This window comes from Pseudomonas sp. FW305-3-2-15-C-LB1, from assembly GCF_058787615.1.
Genome location: NZ_JBYSZX010000002.1, coordinates 626,156 through 648,346, shown reverse-complemented (window position 1 = coordinate 648,346; position 22,191 = coordinate 626,156). Strand labels below are relative to the sequence as shown.

The window sequence follows — 22,191 nt, the reverse complement described above, 5'->3', positions numbered from 1 at the left end:
GGCTTCACTCTTCTTCCCGACCCAAGGGTGGGGTCAGTGGGTTGCCCTCGGCGTCCTGCCTGGCGGCCTCGACATGGAAAGCAAACCCTGTACGCCGGTAGTACTCCCTGAGCAACGCCAGGCTGTGTGGCGACAACGGGTTGCCGCGCAGGTCCGAATCGCTGTCGAGGGAGTATGAAATTTCCAGGAGAGACGCCGGCAACTGTTCGATGTGGTTGTTGCTCAGGTCCAGGGTGCGCAACACCGACGACTCCTGGAACACACCTTCGGGGACGTGATGCAGTTGAGCATTGCGCAGGTGCAGTGAGCTCAATTGACGAAGCTGGCTCACATCCGGTGCGTGGCCGAGGGGGTTGTTGCTCAGGTCGATGAACTCAATATCTTTCAAGTCCCCGAGTGCGCGGGCACTTTGCGGTGAAAGCGCAATGTTGCATTCGGACAGGTCCAGAGAGGACAGCTTGGGCATGTTGAATATCGAGGTGGGCAGGGTTTGCAGTGAGCACTTGTTGAGGGCCAGTGTCTCCAGCTGGGGGAAGCTGCCGAGTGTGCCATCGACCTGGGTCGTGATGCCGTCGCCGATCAGTTCGAAAGTGGACACGTGATTAAAGCGCGCACGCAGTTGCGGCAGGGCCCCGAGTATTGGGGTATCGAGTATCAAACTGTGGGTCACCTCTTCGTCCAGGCTCTCTTCGTCTTCGATGCTCTCAAAACGCCAGGCTTGCTCGAGCAGGGTCTTGAAATCCTGCCGGATCAACTGTTGTTCGGCGCGTGCCTGTTCATCCATCAGCGTGCCGAGAATCGGGTGATGGGTCGGGACATCCAACACCCATTCGTTGAGGTCGGTGCCCAATTGCCGGTATTCCTCTTCGAGCAGGCTGATTTGGTTGGTAACGGCGTCCATGTCGCCAGGCAGTTTGAAGATGAACCGATTGATTTCGCTGTCGACGAAGGTGGGGTAAAGCTGTTGGATACGTTCGCGCTCGCCAGGGTTGGCTTCTGCCTTGAAGAACTCGCCGGTGCGTTGGCAATAGGTCTTGACCTGTTCCAGCGTCGGCTTGGACAACGGATTTCCCGACAGATCAATGCCTCGCACCGCAGTGCTGGGCAATGTGAAGGCGGTCGGGGGCAGGTTTTCGATCGCATTGTTGCTCAGGTCCACCGTGACGTGCTGATCGCTGCGCAGCAGACCCGCCGGCACCTCGCGCAGGCCGGTATTGCGCAACAGCACCCGGCGCAGGCTGGGCAATTGGCTGAAGTCGGGTGTGTGCGCCAAGGAGTTATGGTTCAGGTCCAGGAACGTCAGCCCCTTCATGCCTTCCAGGCCTTGCGCGGATGAGGCCGACAACATGATCGAACATCCGGGCAGGCTCAGGAATTCCAGGTGTTGCAGGCTGAGCAACGAGGCCGGCAGGTCCCCCATCGGTGCGTCCTGTATGGAGAGCGCGTGAACATTGGGAAAGCTGCGCAGGAACTGATCCAGGTGCAGGGGCCGTTGGTTGCCTTGTATGCGAAGCCCGCCGATGTGGTCGAACGTGATGCTCAGTTGCGGCAGTTCGCCTGCCAGGGTGGCGGGAATTTCCAGGGAGCCTATCTGGGTCTGCTGCGGGGTTTCGCGCCGCCAGCTTCGTTCCAGCAGGTCTTTGAGCGCCGCCCTGCGCGCCGTTTCCAGCTCGGGAAGCGCCGGTGCCTGGGCCCAGGCCTGCAACTCGCCCGTGAGCGTCTGGTAGTCGCCTGCCAGCCGTGCCAGCTCCCGTCGTCCCGCTTCGATATCGCCGGGCAGGTTGAAGATGAATCGGTTGATCTGCTCTTCGCTGAATTTCGGAAACAATAGCTTGGCGTCGCGCCGGTCGGCCTGCAAGGCGCTGGCCTCGAAGCGGGTGCCGTGCCGCTGGTGATAGGCCTTGATCCTTTCAAGGGTTTCGCGGTTCAGCGGGTTGCGCGAGAGGTCGAAGCGCAAGCTGGATTCAGGCGCAAGCTGGAAAATGCCATCTGGCAAGTGATTGATCCGGTTGTTGCTCAACAGGGCGACTTGCAGCTCCGGATGGCTGAGCACGCCGGCCGGCAGGCGGTCGATATTGGTGCGCGACAAGTCCAGGGCGACCAGGTCGGGCATTGTTTCGACGCTGGGGACAAGACCCAACGGATTGCCGTGCAGGTCCAGCGAGCGCATCTGGTGCATGGCGGCCAACTGCGCCTGGCTTTGCGGGGTGAGGGCGATCTGGCAGGTGTTCAGTTGCAGGGCGTTCAGGTCCGGCATCGACGTGATCTCCTGAGGCAGGCCCCGTAGAGGCGTGTTGATGACACTGAGTTGGCGCAGTTTGGGAAAGTGGCCCAGGAACGAGGACACCCCGTTCAAGTTGGCTGATCCGTTGAGGGACAGCAGAGAGACATGATCGAAATTGGCTTGCAGTCGTGGCATCTCGCCCAGGATGTTGCCATTGAGCTTGAGCGTGTGGCCGTCCCGCGCCGGGTCTTCGTAGTAGTTGTCGATCACTGTTTCACGCCGCCAGGCCGCTTTGAGCCGATGGGCCATCGCGGTGCGATTCTGTTTTTCCAACTGGCGCTCCCACCGGTACAAGGTTTGTCCCGTCACCGGGTGATGGTGAGGGACATCGGCTTGCCAGGCCTGCAAGTCGCTGTCCAGTCGCGCATATTCCTCGGCCAGTTGCGCGAGCTTGGCTGCCGCTCCGCCAGGGTGTGCCTGCCAGTCTTGGATGAGCGCGTGCAACTGGCTGTCGTCCAGGCTTGGGTACAGGCTGCGTGCGCGCTGATGCAGACTCGCCGGACCACCCTCGATGGCGGGTTGGTGGGCGTAGCCGGCATCGTGACCGAGCAGTTGCAGGGTCTCGGTGGCCGGTTCGGGAGTGTCGCCCCCCAGCAGCACGCGCATTTCGTCGCGCGGCGGCGGGCGTTGGCGCAGGCGCTCGCGCAGTTCGTGGCCTTGATGAATGTCGATGTTCAGCTGCTCACGCTGGGCGTCAGGCAGGGCATGGAGAATGGCCGAGTACAGGTCGGTCTCGCCGCACAGGGGGCCTTTTTCGTCGTAGGCCACGTAGCGACCGCTGTCCAGGCGCACCAGGCTGCGGCGGATCGGTGCGTCGTCAGGGCCGACGCTGTGCCAGGCCTCGCCGTCGATGGACTGGTGCAGGGCTTGCAGGTTGATCTCCGTGGACCAGCCTGGCAGCACCCGCAATGCGCTCAAGGCCAGCAGGTCGGTGTCGAGGTTGACCTGTGAGTCCAGGTGCTGCCCTTCGTAGGCGCGGTTCAGGCGGACTTCGGTGAGCGCCGCCTGCGCCAACTGCGCCAGGCGTGGCGGTGTGCGCTCGGCTTGCAGCTCAAGCAGCTCTTCACCGGTGGCCTGGCTCAGCAATCGCTCGGCGACGGTGGCCGGCAAGCCGGGGGCTTCATCGGCCAACTGTCGGGCTTGGGGGTGTTCGGCGTGCTGCAAGGGCCCGTAGCGTGAGTCGAAAAGTGCGACGCGATGCTTGCGGGCGATCCCGGCAAGGGTTTTTCTCAGGTTGCGCGTGCGGGTTTCCAGGCTCAGTTGCGGGTCGCTGGCACGCTCGCCGAATTGTGCACGGATCTCTTCCGGGGTCAGTGTCTGCAACACGGTCTTGAGCAGATCGCCGTTGCTCAGTTGCGCTTCGTGTATTTGTACCAGTGGCTTGGTCTGGTCGCCAAAGGTCCAGACCACGCGGCCCTGATCATCCAGAAAGCGCAAGCCCCGGGTGTGCGGCCAGGCGCCATTGGCGGTGAGCAGTTGCAGCAGGTCCTGGGCGGCGATGCGGTTGTAGAGTGCCGGGTCATCGCTGCTCAGGCGTTCGATCAAGGTGTCCAGTTCCCGCTCGATCCTGAGTCGCGCCAGGGCATCATCCAACAGCGGCGGCAGCGGCTCGCTGTTGTGGTGCATCTTGCGCAGGATGGCTTCGTCGGTACCGCTCAGGGTCATGGCCAGTTGCCGGTCGGCGTCACTGAGGCCTTGCGCACGATGGCCGAGACGGCCGAGCAAATCCGGGCCTTGCCACTGCAACGGCTGGTCGAGTTCGGTACGCCAGGTGCCCGTCTGGTTATGGATCAGCAGCGGTTGATAGGCGTCGGCCCGGCTCGGGTGCTTGAGCCGGTACTGTCCGTCTCCAGGAGACTTCTGCACGGCGTACAACGAGCCTTCCAGCGGCAGGATCGATTCCTTGCGCACGGCATGCAGGCCCAGTTCGTCGATGCCCAGGTTCGGCGGCAACTGCAGGTTTTGCGCATAGGGAGCCAGGTCGGGTTTCCAGTAACGGCGGGCACCGCTGGCGAGGGTGACTGGTTTGAAGCGATCGATGAAGGCCAGGGTCTGCGGCGACATCAGCTTGCGCAACTCGGGTACGCCGATCTGCCCGCCCGCCGTGAACAACCCCAGTTGAACCGCACTCTCCAGCAGGTTCATCAGGTGTGCGAAGGCCTCGCGGTCAAGTCCTTCGGCCCAGTCGACAATGCCTTCGAACACGTCGTCGAGCAGTTGATAGGCCATGTACGCGAGCATCAATTCCCCCAGCCCCGGAATAAACGGTGCGACCACCAGCAACGCTGCATTCACGATGGACGAAGCGACGTTGACGAAGCTGTCCCACAAGGCCCATCGCGCATTGCGATCCACGGTCGCGGTGGCGACGGCGAGGGTGCGGGCGTCGTTGAGCAACTGGTTGAGCCTGGACTGGTAGAGGTAGTCCCAGGGGGCGATGAGAATCGGGCTGGCGGTGAACTGCAATGACGGATCGTCGGTGGGGTCGGCGCGCCAGGGCGCCAGGCCGCTGCCGTATTCACTGGGATGCCAGGTGATTTTTTCCAGGCGTTGGCCCAGGTCGGCGAAAAACGCGCCGCGGTGCTCGTGGGCGACGAATCGGCTGAAAAACACCTGGTAATCGGCGGCGCGCAGTTGTCGGGTCAGTTCCTGCTTGAAGGCCAGGGGGGAGGGGTACTCCTTGAGCGGATGTTCCGGGTCGTCCGGCACATAGGCCACCATTCGTTGCACCGTGCGGGTGTTTTCGAGGTCCGGGGCGAAGAGCAGGATGCCGGTGAGGGGGGCCTCCATCATGCTGAAGTCATGTATGTGCACGGCGCTTGAGCCAAGGCGCATGCCGGAAAGCCCGTCGATCAGGCCTTCGATCAACCGTGCATAGTCTTCCTGGATGTCGCCCCGGATCCGCGCCAATTGTACCGCCGCACGCAGAGCGGCTTTTTGGCTGGCGTCGACCTTGGCTTGCAGCACCGCGCCGGCGACCGGGTGGTCGACGCCGAGTTGCTCGCGCAGGTAGCCCATATAGCGCGCGCCGAGGTCGAGGTCGCGACACAGTTGGGCGAACGCCGCGATGGGCAGGCGGCGCTTGATGGCGGGCAATGTGTCGAACTGGCCGTTGGCATCGGGTTGAGTGATGTAGGTGGAGTCCGGCTCATAGGCATCCGCCAGGGTCTCTTTGTGTTCGAAGTTATGCAGCGCGGCGTCCAGCAGGGACACGGTCCAGGCGCGCGCCCCGCCGGAACGTACCGTAAACCAGGGGATGGTCTGGGGGATGTAGAGGCGGATAAACGTGGTTTCCACATCCAGTTCAAGGCCGGATTGACGTTTCAAGGCGTCTTTGAGCAAGGGGATGGAGTAGGTCCTGGCGTCCTGGAGGTCCTTGAGGGCCTGGTCGACACGGTTCTGTGCGTGCCAGTGGGCGCCATTGAGCTGCTTGAGGGTTGCCTGTTGCGCAGCGTCGGTGGCAGGCAGGGGCAGGGGCGTGGCGTTTTTGAGGGCGGAGCGCTTGCTGGCGGACGCGTTGCCGAGCCAGGCCGGCAGTGCGCGGGTCAAGGGTTCGTAGTGGCGATCGGGATGGCTGCTTTGGGTGATTGCGGGTGCCGGGGGCGTTGGGGTCGTCATGCTCACATCCATGGAGGGCTTGAAAACCACGAGTTAATCAGTCACCTGCGCGCACCGGCCTTTAGATAGTTATGCCGAGCGTGCGCACAGGTCTCACGTAATTGTGCGACAGCGTTTAAACTGCGCCATTGCGATGCTATTTGTCGCATTGGCGTAAACCCACGTAAAACGCGGGTTGGCGCTATAAGAAGTTGTCGCTTGGCGACAAGGCCCTACTGAAAACTGTCCTTACAATCCCTGCATCGCCCGCCAGTTTCAGGCAGGCGTTCCTCTTCAGGAGACTCCGATGTCCGTTGAGCAAGCCCCGGTGCAACGTGCCGATTTCGACCAGGTCATGGTTCCCAACTACGCACCTGCCGCCTTCATCCCCGTGCGTGGCGCAGGTTCCCGCGTGTGGGACCAGGCCGGTCGTGAGCTGATCGACTTTGCCGGCGGCATCGCGGTCAACGTATTGGGCCATGCCCATCCGGCGCTGGTTGGCGCGCTGACCGAACAGGCCAACAAGCTGTGGCACGTATCCAATGTGTTCACCAATGAGCCGGCGCTGCGCCTGGCGCACAAGCTGATCGACGCCACCTTTGCCGAGCGCGTGTTCTTCTGCAACTCCGGCGCCGAAGCCAACGAGGCCGCGTTCAAGCTGGCCCGTCGCGTCGCGTTCGACCGTTTCGGCACCGAGAAGTACGAGATCATCGCCGCGCTGAACAGCTTCCACGGCCGCACCCTGTTCACCGTCAACGTCGGTGGCCAGTCCAAGTACTCCGATGGCTTCGGGCCTAAAATCACCGGCATCACCCACGTTCCTTATAACGACCTGGCTGCGCTGAAAGCCGCCGTGTCGGACAAGACCTGCGCTGTGGTGCTGGAGCCGATCCAGGGCGAAGGCGGCGTACTGCCGGCCGAACTGGCCTACCTGCAAGGCGCCCGCGAGCTGTGCGACGCGAATAACGCCTTGCTGGTGTTCGACGAAGTACAGACCGGCATGGGTCGCAGCGGCCACCTGTTTGCCTACCAGCACTACGGCGTGACGCCGGACATCCTCACCAGCGCCAAGAGCCTGGGCGGCGGTTTCCCGATTGCAGCCATGCTCACCCGTGAAGACCTGGCCAAGCACCTGGTAGTCGGCACCCACGGCACCACCTACGGCGGCAACCCGCTGGCGTGCGCGGTGGCCGAGGCGGTGATCGACGTGATCAACACCCCCGAAGTGCTGGCTGGCGTGAACGCCAAGCACGACCTGTTCAAGGCGCGCCTGGAGCAGATCGGCAAGCAATACGGGATCTTCACCGAAGTGCGCGGCATGGGCCTGTTGCTCGGTTGCGTGTTGAGCGATGCGTTCAAAGGCAAGGCCAAGGACGTGTTCAACGCGGCCGAGAAAGAGAACCTGATGATCCTGCAAGCCGGCCCCGATGTGGTGCGTTTTGCGCCGAGCCTGGTGGTGGAAGAGGCGGACATCAACGAAGGCCTGGACCGTTTTGAACGTGCAGTGAAAACGCTGACGCAAGCCTGATACACACTTATTTGCCGGACCGTGTCATGTGGGAGGGGGCTTGCCCCCGATAGCGATGGGTCAGCCACCTGATTTATCAACTGACAGACTGCTATCGGGGGCGAGCCCCCTCCCACATTTGACCTGCGTTGAATCAGCAACTGTCCGGTATTTTTTCCTATGAGTTTTTCGAGTTAAGGAGTGACACCATGCTGGTGATGCGCCCCGCGCAAATGGCTGATCTGGGCGAGGTACAGCGTCTGGCTGCGGACAGCCCGATTGGTGTCACCTCCTTGCCGGACGATGTGGAACGCCTGAGCGACAAGATCGCCGCGAGCGAAGCGTCCTTCGCCGCCGAGGTGAGCTTCAACGGTGAAGAAAGCTATTTCTTCGTGCTCGAAGACACCGAGACCGGCAAGCTCGCCGGTTGCTCGGCCATAGTCGCGTCGGCCGGTTACTCCGAGCCGTTCTACAGCTTCCGTAACGAGACCTTCGTGCACGCCTCCCGCGAGCTGAAGATCCACAACAAGATCCACGTGCTTTCCCAGTGCCACGACCTCACCGGTAACAGCCTGCTCACCAGTTTCTACGTGGTGCCCGAGCTGGTCGGTTCGCCGTGGTCGGAACTCAATTCCCGTGGCCGCCTGCTGTTCGTCGCCAGCCACCCCGAGCGCTTTGCCGACTCGGTGGTGACCGAGATCGTCGGCTACAGCGACGAGAACGGTGACTCGCCGTTCTGGGACGCCATCGGCCGCAACTTCTTCGACCTCAACTACGCCGCCGCCGAGCGTCTGTGCGGGCTGAAAAGCCGCACCTTCCTCGCCGAGCTGATGCCGCATTACCCGATCTACGTGCCGCTGCTGCCGGACGAAGCCCAGGAAGCCATGGGCCAGGTGCACCCGCGTGCGCAGATCACCTTCGACATCTTGATGCGCGAAGGCTTCGAGACCGACCACTACATCGACATCTTCGACGGTGGCCCGACGCTGCACGCACGGGTCTCGGGCATTCGCTCGATTGCCCAGAGCCGCGTGGTGCCGGTGAAGATCGGCGAGATGGCCAAGGGCGTCGGCCGCCAGTACCTGGTGAGCAACGCGCAATTGCAGGACTACCGTGCGGTGATGCTGGAGCTGGACTATGCGCCGGGTAAACCGGTGACGTTGGACCTGGCAGCGGCCGAAGCCCTGGGTGTTGGCGAAGGCGCGAGCGTGCGCCTGGTTGCGGTTTAAAAAGAGAGTTTCGCGGGTGGCTGACAACAGCGGCCCGTTCGAGGAGATAGCATGATCGTTCGTCCCGTACGCAGCAGCGATTTACCGGCCCTGATTGATCTGGCGCGCAGCACCGGCACCGGCCTCACCACCTTGCCGGCCAACGAAGAGCGCCTGACCCACCGCGTGGGCTGGGCGGAAAAAACCTTTCGCGGCGACGCCGGGCGCGGCGATGCCGACTACCTGTTCGTGCTGGAAAACGACGAAGGCCGTGTGGTGGGCATTTCCGCCATTGCCGGTGCCGTCGGCCTGCGTGAGCCCTGGTACAACTTCCGGGTCGGGCTGACCGTCAGCGCTTCCCAGGAGCTGAACATCTATCGCGAAATTCCGACGCTGTTCCTGGCCAACGACCTCACCGGCAATTCCGAACTGTGCTCGTTGTTCCTGCACGCCGATTATCGCAGCGGCCTCAACGGTCGCATGTTGGCCAAGGCGCGCCTGCTGTTCATCGCGGAATTCCCGCAATTGTTCGGCAACAAGATCATCGCCGAGATGCGCGGGGTGTCCAACGACGCCGGGCGTTCGCCATTCTGGGAAAGCCTGGGTCGCCACTTCTTCAAGATGGAGTTCAGCCAGGCCGACTACCTGACCGGCGTGGGCAACAAGGCATTCATCGCCGAGCTGATGCCGAAGTTTCCGCTGTACAGCTGCTTCCTCTCCGAAGATGCGCGCAACGTGATAGGCAAGGTCCACCCGGACACCGAACCGGCGCTGAGCATGCTCAAGAGCGAAGGCTTCAGCTACCAGGGCTACGTCGACATCTTCGATGCGGGACCTGCGGTGGAGTGTGAGACCCAGAAGATCCGTGCCGTTCGCGACAGCGAAACACTGGTCTTGGCGATCGGCACCCCAGGTGACGACGCTACGCCGTTCCTGATCCATAACCGCAAACGCGAAGATTGCCGCATCACCGCTGCCCCGGCCCGCCTGGCAGCCGGAACCCTGGTGGTCGACCCACAGACCGCCAAGCGTCTGCGCTTGGTGGTGGGTGATCAAGTGCGTGCCGTACCGTTGTCCGCTGCTCGGGAGTCGAAATAATGAATTCGCTGTATATCGCAGGTAGCTGGCTGGCTGGCCAGGGTGAGCTGTTTGAGTCGCGCAACCCGGTGACCCAGCAGGTGCTGTGGGCCGGCAATGGCGCCACCGCCGAGCAGGTCGAATCCGCCGTGCAGGCCGCGCGCCAGGCATTCCCGGCCTGGGCCAGGCGCCCGCTGGAAGGGCGCATCCACGTGCTGGAAACCTTCGCCGCCACCCTGAAACGCCGCGCCGACGAAATCGCCCGCTGCATCGGCGAGGAAACCGGCAAGCCACTGTGGGAGTCGGCCACCGAAGTCACCAGCATGGCCAACAAGATCGCCATCTCGGTACAAAGCTACCGCGAGCGGACCGGCGAGAAGAGCGGCCCGCTGGGCGATGCCACCGCCGTATTGCGTCACAAACCCCATGGTGTGGTGGCTGTGTTCGGCCCTTACAACTTCCCTGGTCACCTGCCGAACGGGCATATCGTCCCGGCCTTGCTGGCGGGTAACACCGTGCTGTTCAAACCGAGCGAACTTACCCCTAAAGTCGCTGAGCTGACTGTGCAGTGCTGGATTGAAGCCGGCCTGCCGGCGGGCGTGCTGAACCTGCTGCAAGGCGCGCGGGAAACCGGCATCGCCCTGGCGGCCAACCCCGGCATCGACGGGTTGTTCTTCACCGGCTCCAGCCGCACCGGCAATCATCTGCACCAGCAGTTCTCCGGCCGCCCGGACAAGATCCTCGCCCTGGAAATGGGCGGCAATAACCCGTTGGTGGTCGACGAGGTGGCCGACGTGGATGCGGCGGTCTACACCATCATCCAGTCAGCCTTTATCTCGGCTGGCCAGCGTTGCACCTGTGCCCGTCGCCTGTTGGTGCCGGAAGGCGCCTGGGGCGATACGTTGCTGGCGCGTCTGGTGGCGGTCAGCGCGACGATCGAAGTCGGTGCGTTCGACCAGCAACCGGCGCCGTTCATGGGCTCGGTGATTTCCCTTGGCGCCGCCAAAGCCTTGATGGACGCCCAGGAATTGATGTTGGCCAATGGCGCCGTAGCGCTGCTGGAGATGACCCAGCCACAGGACCAGGCCGCGTTGCTCACGCCGGGCATCATCGACGTGACCGGTGTGACCGAGCGCGAAGACGAGGAGCTGTTCGGCCCCTTGTTGCAGGTGATCCGCTACGCTGACTTCGAAGCGGCGATTGCCGAGGCCAACAACACCCAGTACGGCCTGGCCGCGGGCTTGTTGTCGGATTCCGAAGCGCGTTACCAGCAGTTCTGGCTGGAAAGCCGCGCCGGTATCGTCAATTGGAACAAACAGCTGACCGGCGCCGCCAGTACGGCACCGTTTGGTGGGGTAGGGGCGTCGGGTAACCACCGTGCCAGTGCCTACTACGCTGCGGATTATTGTGCGTACCCGGTGGCCTCGCTTGAGACCCCGAGCCTGGTGGTGCCTGCCACGCTGACCCCCGGCATCACACTGAACTGAATGTGGGAGGGGCTTGCCCCCTCCCACATTGGATTTCTGTAGTACTGAAGATTGCTTATAAAAACAGATGTTCGTGGAGCCTCGCCGATGAAATCCTATGAAGTCAATTTTGACGGTCTAGTGGGGCCGACCCATAACTACGGCGGTTTGTCCTTCGGCAACGTCGCGTCCCAGAGCAACAGCCAGCAGCATTCCAACCCGAAGGAAGCTGCGTTGCAGGGCCTGCAGAAAATGAAAGCCCTGATGGACATGGGCTTTGTACAAGGTGTGTTGGCGCCCCAGGAACGTCCTGACGTGGCCGCCTTGCGCAACCTGGGTTTCAGCGGCACCGACGCGCAAGTGATCCAACAGGCGGCCAAAGACGCGATGCCGTTGCTGGTCGCGAGTTGCTCCGCGTCGAGCATGTGGGTGGCCAACGCCGCCACCGTCAGCCCGAGTGCCGATACGGCGGATGGTCGCGTGCATTTCACTGCCGCCAACCTCAATTGCAAGTACCACCGCAGCATCGAACACCCGACCACCAGTCGTGTGCTGGGGGCGATGTTTGCCGATCAGAAGCACTTCGCCCATCACGCCGCGTTGCCCGCCGTGGCGCAGTTTGGCGATGAAGGTGCGGCTAACCACACGCGTTTCTGCCGTGAGTACGCAGAGGCGGGCGTCGAGTTTTTCGTGTTTGGTCGCAGCGCGTTCGACCCCCGCTACCCGGCGCCGCAGAAGTACCCGGCGCGCCAGACCCTCGAAGCCTCCCAGGCCGTCGCGCGCTTGCACGGTTTGAAGGATGACGGCGTGGTCTACGCCCAGCAGAACCCGGCGGTGATCGATGCCGGCGTGTTCCACAACGACGTGATCGCGGTGGGTAACGGCGAAGTGCTGTTCTATCACGAGGACGCGTTCCTCCATACCGAACAGATGCTCGGCGAGCTGCAAGGCAAACTGGCCAGGCTGGGCGGCAACTTCCAGTCGGTGTGCGTGCCCCGCGCCCAGGTCAGTGTCGAGGACGCGGTGCGTTCCTACCTGTTCAACAGCCAGCTGCTGAGCCGCGCCGATGGTTCGATGCTGCTGATCGTGCCGGAAGAATGCCGCGCCAACGAACGCGTCTGGCAGTACCTGCAAAACCTGACCGCTGCCGGCGGCCTGATCCGCGAAGTGAAGGTGTTCGACCTCAAGCAAAGCATGCAGAACGGCGGTGGCCCGGCGTGCCTGCGGTTGCGCGTGGCCTTGAACGAAACGGAGCTGGCGGCGGTGAATCCAGGCGTTATCATGACCGCGCCGTTGTACGACACCCTGACCCAGTGGGTCGGCAAGCACTACCGTGACAGCCTGCGCGAAAGCGACCTGGCTGATCCACAATTGCTGCTTGAGTGCCGGACGGCACTGGATGAACTGACGCAAATCCTTAAACTGGGCGCGGTTTATCCTTTCCAGATCAATTAACGCCGTACGGCTGAGAACTATCTATTATGACCACCGACACCCTGAAACTGATTCTTGAAGACACCGACGGCACCCAGCTGGAAACTTCCTGCACCCGCGTCGCCGTGGTCTGGCAGGGCAAGGAAATCTGGATCCAGCACGACGGCCGTGGCCAACTGCTGATCGGCGTGGACGTGGAAGAGGGCGACGCCGAATACGCCAACCTGCTGATGCGCCCATTGGCCACCAACCTGATGAGCCTGCAACTTGAAATGGAACCGGCCGATGTTGAAGGTGATGACGACGATCACGTCCATGGCCCAGGCTGCAACCACTAAGGAAGCTGCGTATGCTCGCCCTTGGCAAACTGCTTGAACTGACCCTCGCCGGTCGTGAACCGGCGCAAAAAATTCAACTGACTGTCGACGGCGTGCAGATGCGCTGGCTCAGCGAGGGCGCACTCGAAGTGCGCCCGCCTGAAGCGAAGGACAACGGCAGCGACCTGCTGCTGTCGTCCGGCATCCATGGCAACGAAACCGCGCCGATCGAACTGCTCGACCGCCTGTTGCATGGTATTGCCCGTGGGGAGATCAAGCCCCGTACCCGTATTCTGTTCCTGTTCGGCAACCCCGAGGCCATGCGCCGCGGCGAGCGTTACCTCGAGCTGGACGTCAACCGGCTGTTCAACGGCCGGCATGAAAAAAACATCGGCCCGGAGGCCATGCGCGCCGCCGAGCTGGAGCAACTGGCCCGCAGCTTTTTCAGCCTGCCGGGCCGCTCACGCCTGCATTACGACCTGCACACGGCCATTCGTGGTTCGAAGATCGAGCAGTTTGCCCTGTACCCGTGGAAAGAAGGTCGCCAGCATTCACGCCATGAGCTGGCGCGCCTGAACGCTGCCGGCATGCAAGCAGTGCTGCTGCAGAACAAGACCTCAATCACGTTCACCGCGTTTACCTACGAACAACTCGATGCCGAGGCGTTCACCCTGGAATTGGGCAAGGCGCGGCCGTTCGGGCAAAACCAGGGCGTGGACGTGTCCCGCCTGGAAACACGCCTCAAGCAAATCATCGAAGGCACCGAGCCGACGACTGACAGCCTCGACGGCCTGCAATTGTTTGCCGTCTCCCGTGAAGTCATCAAGCACAGCGACGCCTTCCTGCTGCACCTGCCGGCAGACGTGGAAAACTTCTCGCCGTTGGCCCAGGGCTACCTGCTGGCCGAAGACGTGGCCAAGACCCGCTGGGTGATCGAGGAGGAGGGCGCGCGCATTATCTTCCCCAACCCGAAGGTGAAGAATGGTCTTCGGGCGGGGATTCTGATTGTGCCCTGTGGCGAGGAAGGCCTCGCTTAATAGCGGGTGCGTGGCGGCAGGCCCAGCTCGATGCGCAGGCCGTTCTCGCTGAAGGCCTGCGGGTTGGTGCTGGTGGGCGGTGTGCCTGGGTCGCCGTCGAAGTCGAACGGCGCTGCAGTTGTCGGTAGACCAACTGCTTGCAGCTCGGTGTTCGGCACTTGGGTAGGGGGCAGCAGACTGCCGGGTATGAATTGTGCGCTGGTGCCCGGCAGCAAGGTGCCGGTCATGTAGTTATAGGCGTGGCACAGTTCATGGAACAGGGTGACGACGCTTGGCGTGTCCCCTGCCACATCCAGATGGCTGTAGCTGATGCTGCCTCCGTAGCACGGTGTGCCGGTCTGGCCGTTGTTGATGTACGCGCCGGCTGCACCGGCGGCGTCTCCTGGAATGAAGTGCGCGTCTGTGTCTGAAAGTAGCTCACTGATTTCGATGGGTTTACCGCTGGCCAATGCCGCATTTTCCAATTGATTCAGTAAACTTTGCCCAGTGGGGGAGGCGAGCAGCAGCCGCATGTCATCTTTGGTGCGCTCAATAAATTCGGTGCTGCCTGAGAAGGTGAAGGCTGCCGGGTTGAGCGGCCGCGGTTCAACATGGATAGCGCGGGATGCCAGCTCTCCCTGTGGAAATTTATCCAGCTCTTCGTAGCTTATCTTCGTGTGGTCAACCGTCAGGTCACTTTTGACATTGTGGTAAGTGATGTCGGTGGGTTTGAGTTTTTCCACTTGGTTATAGCCATCACCGGTGTAAATCACGTTGTGGCCGTCACCTGCCTCGATCCGGTCATCACCCGGGCCGCCAACCAGTACATTCGGTCCGCCACCGCCAATCAGCACGTCATCCCCCTCGCCGCCATCAATAAACGAGAGAGCGGTATGCCGGCTGCCTTCGAGCGTGTCGTTGCCGGGTCCGCCATGGAAGGTGACAGGGGTGTCGTTCATTGAGTAAAGATGGTCGTCGCCTTCTTCACCGTCGGCGTAGCACTTGCCTTCGATGACGGTAATATGATCATCCCCTTCACCGCCGAAGATAGACGCGTGATGGGCAGAGCTGTCGATCTCGTCATGGCCGCCGCCGGCATGGACGACGCATGGGTTCACAATATGTGGGCCGAGACCTATCTCGTCGTTTCCCTCGCTGGTAAGGAACGTCATTACCTGAGTGTTTGAAGCGGGCTTGACGATAAAGCCCTGTTCATCGTTGATTCTGACGATCAGGGTCTGCGTTACCTGGGCGTCGGCGTCGTGCTCGTCGACGAATACGTCGACTTTGCTCGGTCCGGATATGACGAACACGAGTTGGTCACGCAGGGTTGCATGGTTCGATTGCCGGAAAATTTCGATGCCGTCACCGTCATGGATTAACTCATGTGGCGTGCTTGGCTGGGTACTGCCATTGATTCGGACGTAGCCAGCAGTATCAAAGGTATGGAACGGATGCGTGGTCATGCGGTAATGCTCTTTAGTAAGGGGATGCCTCACTAGACCGCATGTGCCCTGGCGCGGGGCGGTACTTATCTAGATCAAAACGCCCCGCACTAAAGAACGGGGCGTTTGGAACAACGTCAGACCGCCAGTTTCTGCGGCTCTTCACTGCGACGGATCGCGCGGACTTTCTTCAGCGTGTCGGCGCACGTACGTGCAGCTTCCTGGCCCTTGTGCACGAAGTGCTCGTAGAAGAAGGTCTGGTGTTCGCTGCCGGCGTGGAAGTGATGCGGGGTCAGGGACACCGAGAACACCGGCACTTCGGTTTCCAGCTGCACCTGCATCAGGCCGCTGACCACCGATTGGGCGACGAATTCGTGGCGGTAGATGCCACCGTCCACCACCAGCGCGGCGGCGACGATACCGGCGTAACGGCCGGTCTTGGCCAGCAGCTTGGCGTGCAGCGGCATTTCAAAGGCGCCGCCGACTTCGAAGAAGTCGATATCCGATTCCTGGTAGCCCTGGGCGATGATCTCGGCGAGGAAGCCTTTACGGCTCTGGTCGACAATTTCCTTGTGCCAGCAAGCCTGGATAAACGCGATACGTTCGCCGTGATGGTGCTTGGCTTTGCTGTCGATTGCGGTGGGTTGCATGTTCTGACTCCTGTTTAAGAAAAAAACAGGGCGTTATGAATCGAATGGGATTTAAGGGTACGCAAGCACACATCGTGCGCGGCCCTCAGGTGCCAATCCCGTTCTCTCTTCATCCGGACTATGACCGTCGGCCCCGGGATCACACCGGGTCTGCTGACCTTGTCGCCGTCCTGCGTGAGCAGTTCGAGGCGCCAAGCGCTCGCGGGCTATACACATTGCGTGTAATTACCGCCGGTGGGGAATTGCACCCCGCCCTGAGAACGTTGCCGCCAGAACCCTGGCGGCGGAGAGTTTTTAACACGGTTTTTCGAAAACTGCACGACCGCGATATCGATAAGCTATATCGGTTTGTTTGGTTGGTATTCGATTGAATGCAGTTGGGGCTTGATATTGCGTGGCGTTGCCCGCAGTAATCACTCACAAAAGGACCTTACTGAACCCTCGAGAGGCTTGTTTCATGTCTGTGATCGACCTGCGCAGCGACACCGTGACCCAACCCACCCCCGGCATGCTCGACGCGATGGCCACTGCCGCCAGCGGTGACGACGTGTATGGCGAAGACCCCAGCGTCAACCGGCTGGAGGCGGAACTGGCCAAGCGCCTGGGCTTCGCCGCCGCGTTGTTCGTGCCCACCGGCACCATGAGCAATCTGCTGGCGTTGATGGCCCACTGTGAGCGCGGCGAGGAATACATCGTCGGCCAACAGGCCCACACCTACAAATACGAAGGTGGCGGGGCAGCCGTGCTCGGTTCGATCCAGCCGCAGCCGCTGGAAGTCCAGCCGGACGGCTCGCTGGACCTGGACCAGGTGCTGGCGGCAATCAAGCCTGACGACTTCCACTTTGCCCGTACCCGTCTGTTGGCGCTGGAAAACACCATGCAGGGCAAGGTGTTGCCGCTGGAGTACCTGGCCAGAGCCCGCGCGTTTACCCGGGAGCATGGCCTGGCCCTGCATTTGGATGGCGCACGGCTCTACAACGCAGCGGTGAAGCTGGGGGTGGACGCACGGGAGATTGCCCGGCATTTCGATTCTGTGTCGGTGTGCCTGTCCAAGGGCCTCGGCGCGCCGATCGGCTCGGTGCTGTGCGGTTCAACGGCGCTGATCGCCAAGGCCCGGCGTTTGCGCAAGATGGTCGGCGGCGGCATGCGTCAGGCCGGATCCCTGGCAGCAGCGGGGCTGTACGCTCTGGATCATCAGGTGCTGCGCCTGGCCGACGACCATGCCAATGCGCAATGGCTGGGGGATGAGTTGCGCAAGGCGGGTTACGAGGTGGAGCCGGTGCAGACCAACATGGTCTATGTGCAGATCGGCGACCAGGCCCAGGCCTTGAAGGCGTTTGCCGCCGAACGCGGGATCAAGCTGAGCGCCGCACCACGCTTGCGCATGGTCACTCATTTGGATGTGAGCCGGGCGCAGGTCGAGCAAGTGCTCGCGACATTCGTCGAATTTTCGCGCAAATGACTGTGCAGACCGTCTAATTGAGCCTCTCTATCGCATAAACACGCTGTACCACCGGCAAAGGGCCGATATAATGCGGCCCTTTGCCGTCGCTCCGTCTGATGATGTTGCGCACTGGCCTTTGGCCGCAGCCTCCGTGGAAGAACCTAATGAAAAGCGCAGAAATCCGTGAAGCCTTCCTTCGCTTCTTCGAAGAGCAAGGTCACACCCGTGTCTCCTCCAGCTCCTTGATCCCAGGCAATGACCCTACCCTGCTGTTCACTAACGCGGGGATGAACCAGTTCAAGGACTGCTTCCTGGGCCAGGAAAAGCGCGCCTACACCCGCGCCGTCAGCAGCCAGAAATGCGTACGCGCCGGTGGCAAGCACAACGACCTGGAAAACGTCGGCTACACCGCTCGCCACCACACCTTTTTCGAAATGCTCGGCAACTTCAGCTTTGGCGATTATTTCAAGCAAGACGCGATCAACTTCGCCTGGACCTTCCTGACGGGCGTGCTGAAGCTGCCGAAGGAAAAACTCTGGGTCACCGTCTACGCCAGCGATGACGAAGCGTATGACATCTGGACCAAGGAAGTCGGCGTGCCGGCTGAGCGCATGGTGCGCATCGGCGACAACAAAGGCGCGCCGTACGCGTCCGACAACTTCTGGACCATGGGCGATACCGGCCCGTGCGGCCCTTGCACCGAGATCTTCTATGACCACGGCGCTGACATCTGGGGCGGCCCACCGGGCTCGCCGGAAGAAGACGGCGACCGTTACATCGAGATCTGGAACAACGTGTTCATGCAGTTCAACCGCACCGCCGATGGCGTGTTGCATCCGTTGCCAGCGCCGTCGGTGGATACCGGCATGGGCCTGGAGCGGATCAGTGCGGTGATGCAGCACGTGCACTCCAACTACGAGATCGACCTGTTCCAGAGCCTGCTGGCCGCTGCGGCCAAGGCCATTGGTTGCACCAATGAAGACCAGGCCTCGCTCAAGGTAGTGGCTGACCACATCCGTTCCTGTGGCTTCCTGATTGCCGACGGCGTGCTGCCGTCCAACGAAGGCCGTGGCTACGTGCTGCGTCGCATCATCCGTCGTGCCTGCCGTCACGGTAACAAGCTGGGCGCCAACGGCAGTTTCTTCTATCAGATCGTCGCGGCGCTGGTCGCCGAGATGGGCGAAGCCTTCCCGGAACTCAAGCAGAACCAGGCGCATATCGAGCGCGTGCTCAAGGCTGAAGAAGAGCAGTTCGCCAAGACCCTGGAGCAGGGCCTGAAGATCCTCGAGCAAGACCTCGCCAACCTGCAAGGCTCCGTGGTGCCGGGCGACGTGGTGTTCAAGCTCTACGATACCTACGGTTTCCCGATGGACCTGACCGGCGACATCGCCCGTGAGCGCAACCTGACCCTCGACGAGGAAGGTTTCGAGCGTGAGATGGAAGCCCAGCGCGTGCGCGCACGGTCGGCCAGCTCGTTCGGCATGGACTACAACAGCCTGGTCAAGGTTGACGTAGCCACTGAATTCACCGGCTACAAGGCCACCAGCGGTTCGGCCAAAGTGGTTGCCCTTTATAAGGACGGCCAGTCGGTTGATGTACTGAATGAAGGCGATGACGGTGTTGTGGTTCTGGACCAGACCCCGTTCTACGCCGAATCCGGTGGCCAGATTGGCGACTGCGGTTTCCTCAAGGCGACTTCGGGTCGTTTTGATGTGCGTGATACCACCAAGACCGGCGGTGCGTTCCTGCACCACGGTGTGTTGGCGTCGGGCAGCCTGACTGTCGGTTCGTCGGTCGAAACCCAGGTGGACGCCGACGTGCGCCACGCCACATCGCTGAACCACTCGGCCACGCACTTGTTGCACGCCGCGCTGCGTCAGGTTCTGGGCGAGCACGTGCAGCAGAAGGGGTCGTTGGTGGACAGCCAGCGCCTGCGTTTCGACTTCAGCCACTTTGAAGCGATCAAGCCTGAGCAGATCAAGGCCCTGGAAGACATCGTCAACGCCGAGATTCGCAAGAACACGGCGGTAGAAACCGAAGAAACCGATATCGAGACCGCCAAGGCCAAGGGCGCCATGGCGCTGTTCGGCGAGAAGTACGGCGACAGCGTGCGCGTACTGAGCATGGGCGGCGACTTCTCGGTGGAACTGTGTGGCGGTATCCACGCCAACCGGACCGGTGACATCGCCCTGCTGAAAATCATCAGCGAAGGCGGCGTAGCCTCCGGCGTGCGTCGTATCGAAGCGGTGACCGGCGCTGCGGCCCTGGCCTACCTGAATGCGGCGGAAGAACAACTCAAGGAAGCGGCCAGCCTGGTCAAGGGCAGCCGCGACAACCTGATCGACAAGCTGTCCGCTGTGCTGGAGCGCAACCGCGCCCTGGAGAAACAGCTGGAGCAGTTGCAGGCCAAGGCGGCCAGTGCGGCTGGCGACGACCTGTCGGCTTCGGCGGTGGACGTCAAGGATGTGAAAGTCCTGGCTGCACGCCTGGACGGCCAGGACGGCAAGGCGCTGTTGGCCTTGGTCGATCAGTTGAAGAACAAGCTCGGCCGCGCAGTGATCCTGCTCGGCGGTGTCCATGAGGAAAAGGTCGTTCTGGTTGCGGGTGTGACCAAGGACCTGACTGGCCAACTCAAAGCCGGTGATTTGATGAAGCAAGCCGCCGCGGCAGTGGGCGGGAAGGGTGGTGGTCGTCCGGACATGGCGCAAGGCGGTGGTGTAGACGCCGGTGCCCTGGACGCGGCCCTGGCCCTGACCGTGCCGTTTGTCGAGGCAGGTATTTAAGGCACTGTTAACCGGCCCGTGGTCTAGTCACGGGCCGGTGTGGTGCTGGTTGATTGGATATTAGGCGCCCCTTTACGGGCTGAGGCGGCTTAGAAATGGCTTTGATCGTACAGAAATTTGGAGGCACCTCGGTCGGCTCTGTCGAAAGAATCGAGCAGGTGGCCGACAAGGTTAAGAAGTTCCGCGATGCCGGCGACGACCTGGTGGTGGTGCTGTCGGCCATGAGCGGCGAGACCAATCGCCTGATCGATCTGGCCAAGGCAGTCAGCGGTGACCAACAGCCGCTGCCGCGTGAGCTGGATGTGATCGTGTCCACCGGCGAGCAGGTGACCATCGCGTTGCTGGCCATGGCGTTGAATAAGCGCGGTGTACCGGCGGTGTCCTACACTGGCAGCCAGGTGCGCATCCTCACCGACAGCGCGCATACCAAGGCGCGTATCCTGCAGATTGACGATCAGAAAATCCGTACGGACCTGAAAGCCGGGCGCGTGGTAGTTGTAGCAGGCTTCCAGGGTGTGGACGAGCAGGGCAACATCACCACCCTCGGGCGTGGGGGTTCGGACACCACCGGCGTGGCGCTGGCAGCGGCCCTCAAGGCTGATGAATGCCAGATCTACACCGATGTGGATGGCGTCTACACCACCGACCCGCGTGTGGTGTCCGTGGCCCAGCGCCTGGACAAGATCACCTTTGAAGAGATGCTGGAAATGGCCAGCCTTGGTTCCAAGGTGTTGCAGATCCGTGCGGTGGAATTCGCCGGCAAGTACAACGTTCCGCTGCGCGTATTGCACAGCTTCAAAGAGGGTCCGGGCACCCTCATTACTATTGATGAAGAGGAATCCATGGAACAGCCGATCATTTCCGGTATCGCTTTCAACCGTGATGAAGCCAAGCTGACTATCCGTGGCGTGCCGGATACCCCGGGCGTGGCGTTCAAGATCCTGGGTCCTATCAGCGGTGCGAACATCGAAGTCGACATGATCGTGCAGAACGTTTCGCACGATAACACCACCGACTTCACCTTCACTGTGCACCGCAACGAGTACGATGCGGCCGAGCGGATCTTGCAGAACACTGCCAAGGAAATCGGCGCCCGTGAAGTGGTCGGCGATACCAAGATTGCCAAGGTGTCGATCGTGGGCGTGGGCATGCGTTCCCACGCCGGCGTTGCCAGCCGCATGTTCGAGGCACTGGCCAAGGAAAGCATCAACATCCAGATGATCTCCACCTCGGAAATCAAAGTCTCGGTGGTGATCGAAGAGAAATACCTGGAGCTGGCTGTACGCGCTCTGCATACCGCTTTTGAGCTGGACGCTCCGGCCCGACAGGGCGAGTGACGCAGTGCCTGGAAGGCGCGGTTTACCGCGCCTTTCCTTTTTTTGTCGGGCGCATGTTCTTTTGCGCGCGCTCGACAATACTTAGGCGGTAGGGCTATGGCCTTTGGGTTGTAGGTCGAAGGCCTTTTTTTTGCAGACTGTTGTTCCTGAACTGAAATGCGTGAGGAGAAAGGTATGCTGATTCTGACTCGTCGTTGCGCAGAAAGCCTGATTATCGGTGATGGCGAAATCACCGTGACCGTGCTCGGCGTCAAAGGCAATCAAGTACGTATCGGGGTTAACGCTCCGAAAGAGGTAGCGGTGCACCGCGAGGAAATTTACCTGCGGATCAAGAAAGAGAAGGACGAAGAACCAAGCCTTTAATTTTTATCGTTTTTTATGTTTGCAAACGGGGATGAACGTGGTTAATATACGCCCCGTGTTGCGGAGAGCTGGCCGAGTGGCCGAAGGCGCTCCCCTGCTAAGGGAGTACACCTCAAAAGGGTGTCGGGGGTTCGAATCCCCCGTTCTCCGCCATTATTTGCTTAGTACGTTGCAATCTGGTTTTTTCGGTAAGTTGTTGAAATTACTCGAAAAAATAGCTTTACATAGAGATTGAACGGCCTATAATGCGCGGCAACAAATGC

The 22,191-nt window shown here is 61.4% G+C and carries 14 protein-coding genes, 1 tRNA gene and 1 riboswitch; of the genes, 12 read left to right on the top strand and 3 right to left on the bottom strand.

The window, feature by feature from the left end; all coding sequences use genetic code 11:
* Window positions 1-4: 4 nt before the first annotated feature.
* On the bottom strand, window positions 5-5,902 hold the full coding sequence (locus tag AC3WP7_RS06790; protein ID WP_102592252.1) for a dermonecrotic toxin domain-containing protein: 5,898 nt from the start codon (window positions 5,900-5,902) through the stop codon (window positions 5-7).
* 286 nt (window positions 5,903-6,188) lie between these two features.
* Between AC3WP7_RS06790 and AC3WP7_RS06785 the strand changes: the two genes are divergently transcribed.
* From AC3WP7_RS06785 to astE, 7 genes are all read left to right on the top strand, one after another.
* Entirely contained in the window at window positions 6,189-7,409 is a 1,221-nt protein-coding gene (locus AC3WP7_RS06785; protein ID WP_092242440.1) for an aspartate aminotransferase family protein, read from the top strand.
* A gap of 188 nt (window positions 7,410-7,597) precedes the next feature.
* Window positions 7,598-8,617, top strand: a complete 1,020-nt coding sequence (aruF, locus tag AC3WP7_RS06780; RefSeq protein WP_027607766.1) for an arginine/ornithine succinyltransferase subunit alpha — start codon at window positions 7,598-7,600, stop codon at window positions 8,615-8,617.
* Between the two features lie 51 nt (window positions 8,618-8,668).
* Window positions 8,669-9,694 (top strand): arginine N-succinyltransferase, encoded by a 1,026-nt coding sequence (gene astA, locus AC3WP7_RS06775; protein ID WP_092242443.1) that lies wholly within the window; start codon window positions 8,669-8,671, stop codon window positions 9,692-9,694.
* On the top strand, window positions 9,691-11,160 hold the full coding sequence (gene astD / locus AC3WP7_RS06770) for a succinylglutamate-semialdehyde dehydrogenase (RefSeq protein ID WP_172963327.1): 1,470 nt from the start codon (window positions 9,691-9,693) through the stop codon (window positions 11,158-11,160). Before astA ends, astD begins: the two co-directional genes overlap by 4 nt.
* Before the next feature lie 87 nt (window positions 11,161-11,247).
* The gene (gene astB, locus AC3WP7_RS06765) at window positions 11,248-12,594 is read left to right on the top strand and encodes an N-succinylarginine dihydrolase (RefSeq protein ID WP_092242452.1); all 1,347 of its coding nucleotides are present in this window, start codon (window positions 11,248-11,250) and stop codon (window positions 12,592-12,594) included.
* 26 nt (window positions 12,595-12,620) lie between these two features.
* Window positions 12,621-12,911, top strand: coding sequence for a hypothetical protein (locus tag AC3WP7_RS06760; protein ID WP_003214319.1), 291 nt, complete (start codon window positions 12,621-12,623; stop codon window positions 12,909-12,911).
* Window positions 12,912-12,922: 11 nt separating this feature from the next.
* Complete coding sequence (astE, locus tag AC3WP7_RS06755; protein WP_092242455.1) at window positions 12,923-13,927, top strand: succinylglutamate desuccinylase; 1,005 nt, start codon at window positions 12,923-12,925, stop codon at window positions 13,925-13,927.
* Here astE and AC3WP7_RS06750 read toward each other — a convergent pair.
* Window positions 13,924-15,372 carry a M91 family zinc metallopeptidase gene (locus AC3WP7_RS06750; RefSeq protein ID WP_093128202.1) on the bottom strand — a complete coding sequence of 483 codons (1,449 nt, stop codon included), beginning with the start codon at window positions 15,370-15,372 and terminating at the stop codon, window positions 13,924-13,926. The genes astE and AC3WP7_RS06750 overlap by 4 nt on opposite strands.
* Window positions 15,373-15,488: 116 nt before the next feature.
* Window positions 15,489-16,001, bottom strand: a complete 513-nt coding sequence (locus AC3WP7_RS06745; protein ID WP_092242461.1) for a 6,7-dimethyl-8-ribityllumazine synthase — start codon at window positions 15,999-16,001, stop codon at window positions 15,489-15,491.
* A 96-nt stretch (window positions 16,002-16,097) separates the two neighbouring features.
* A riboswitch (FMN riboswitch) is annotated at window positions 16,098-16,267 on the bottom strand.
* A 191-nt stretch (window positions 16,268-16,458) separates the two neighbouring features.
* Here AC3WP7_RS06745 and ltaE point away from each other — a divergent pair.
* The 5 genes from ltaE to AC3WP7_RS06720 all read left to right on the top strand — a co-directional run bounded on the left by ltaE (window position 16,459) and on the right by AC3WP7_RS06720 (window position 22,081).
* A complete protein-coding gene (gene ltaE / locus AC3WP7_RS06740) occupies window positions 16,459-17,463 on the top strand; it encodes a low-specificity L-threonine aldolase (RefSeq protein ID WP_102592254.1) in 1,005 nt (334 codons plus the stop codon).
* A gap of 146 nt (window positions 17,464-17,609) precedes the next feature.
* Window positions 17,610-20,228: an alanine--tRNA ligase gene (gene alaS / locus AC3WP7_RS06735; protein WP_093128197.1), complete on the top strand. Its 2,619-nt coding sequence runs from the start codon at window positions 17,610-17,612 to the stop codon at window positions 20,226-20,228.
* A 95-nt stretch (window positions 20,229-20,323) separates the two neighbouring features.
* Window positions 20,324-21,565, top strand: coding sequence for an aspartate kinase (locus AC3WP7_RS06730; RefSeq protein ID WP_092242470.1), 1,242 nt, complete (start codon window positions 20,324-20,326; stop codon window positions 21,563-21,565).
* A 174-nt stretch (window positions 21,566-21,739) separates the two neighbouring features.
* Window positions 21,740-21,928 (top strand): carbon storage regulator CsrA, encoded by a 189-nt coding sequence (gene csrA, locus AC3WP7_RS06725; RefSeq protein WP_003175645.1) that lies wholly within the window; start codon window positions 21,740-21,742, stop codon window positions 21,926-21,928.
* 62 nt (window positions 21,929-21,990) lie between these two features.
* Window positions 21,991-22,081 (top strand) — tRNA-Ser (locus AC3WP7_RS06720).
* Window positions 22,082-22,191 lie beyond the last annotated feature (110 nt).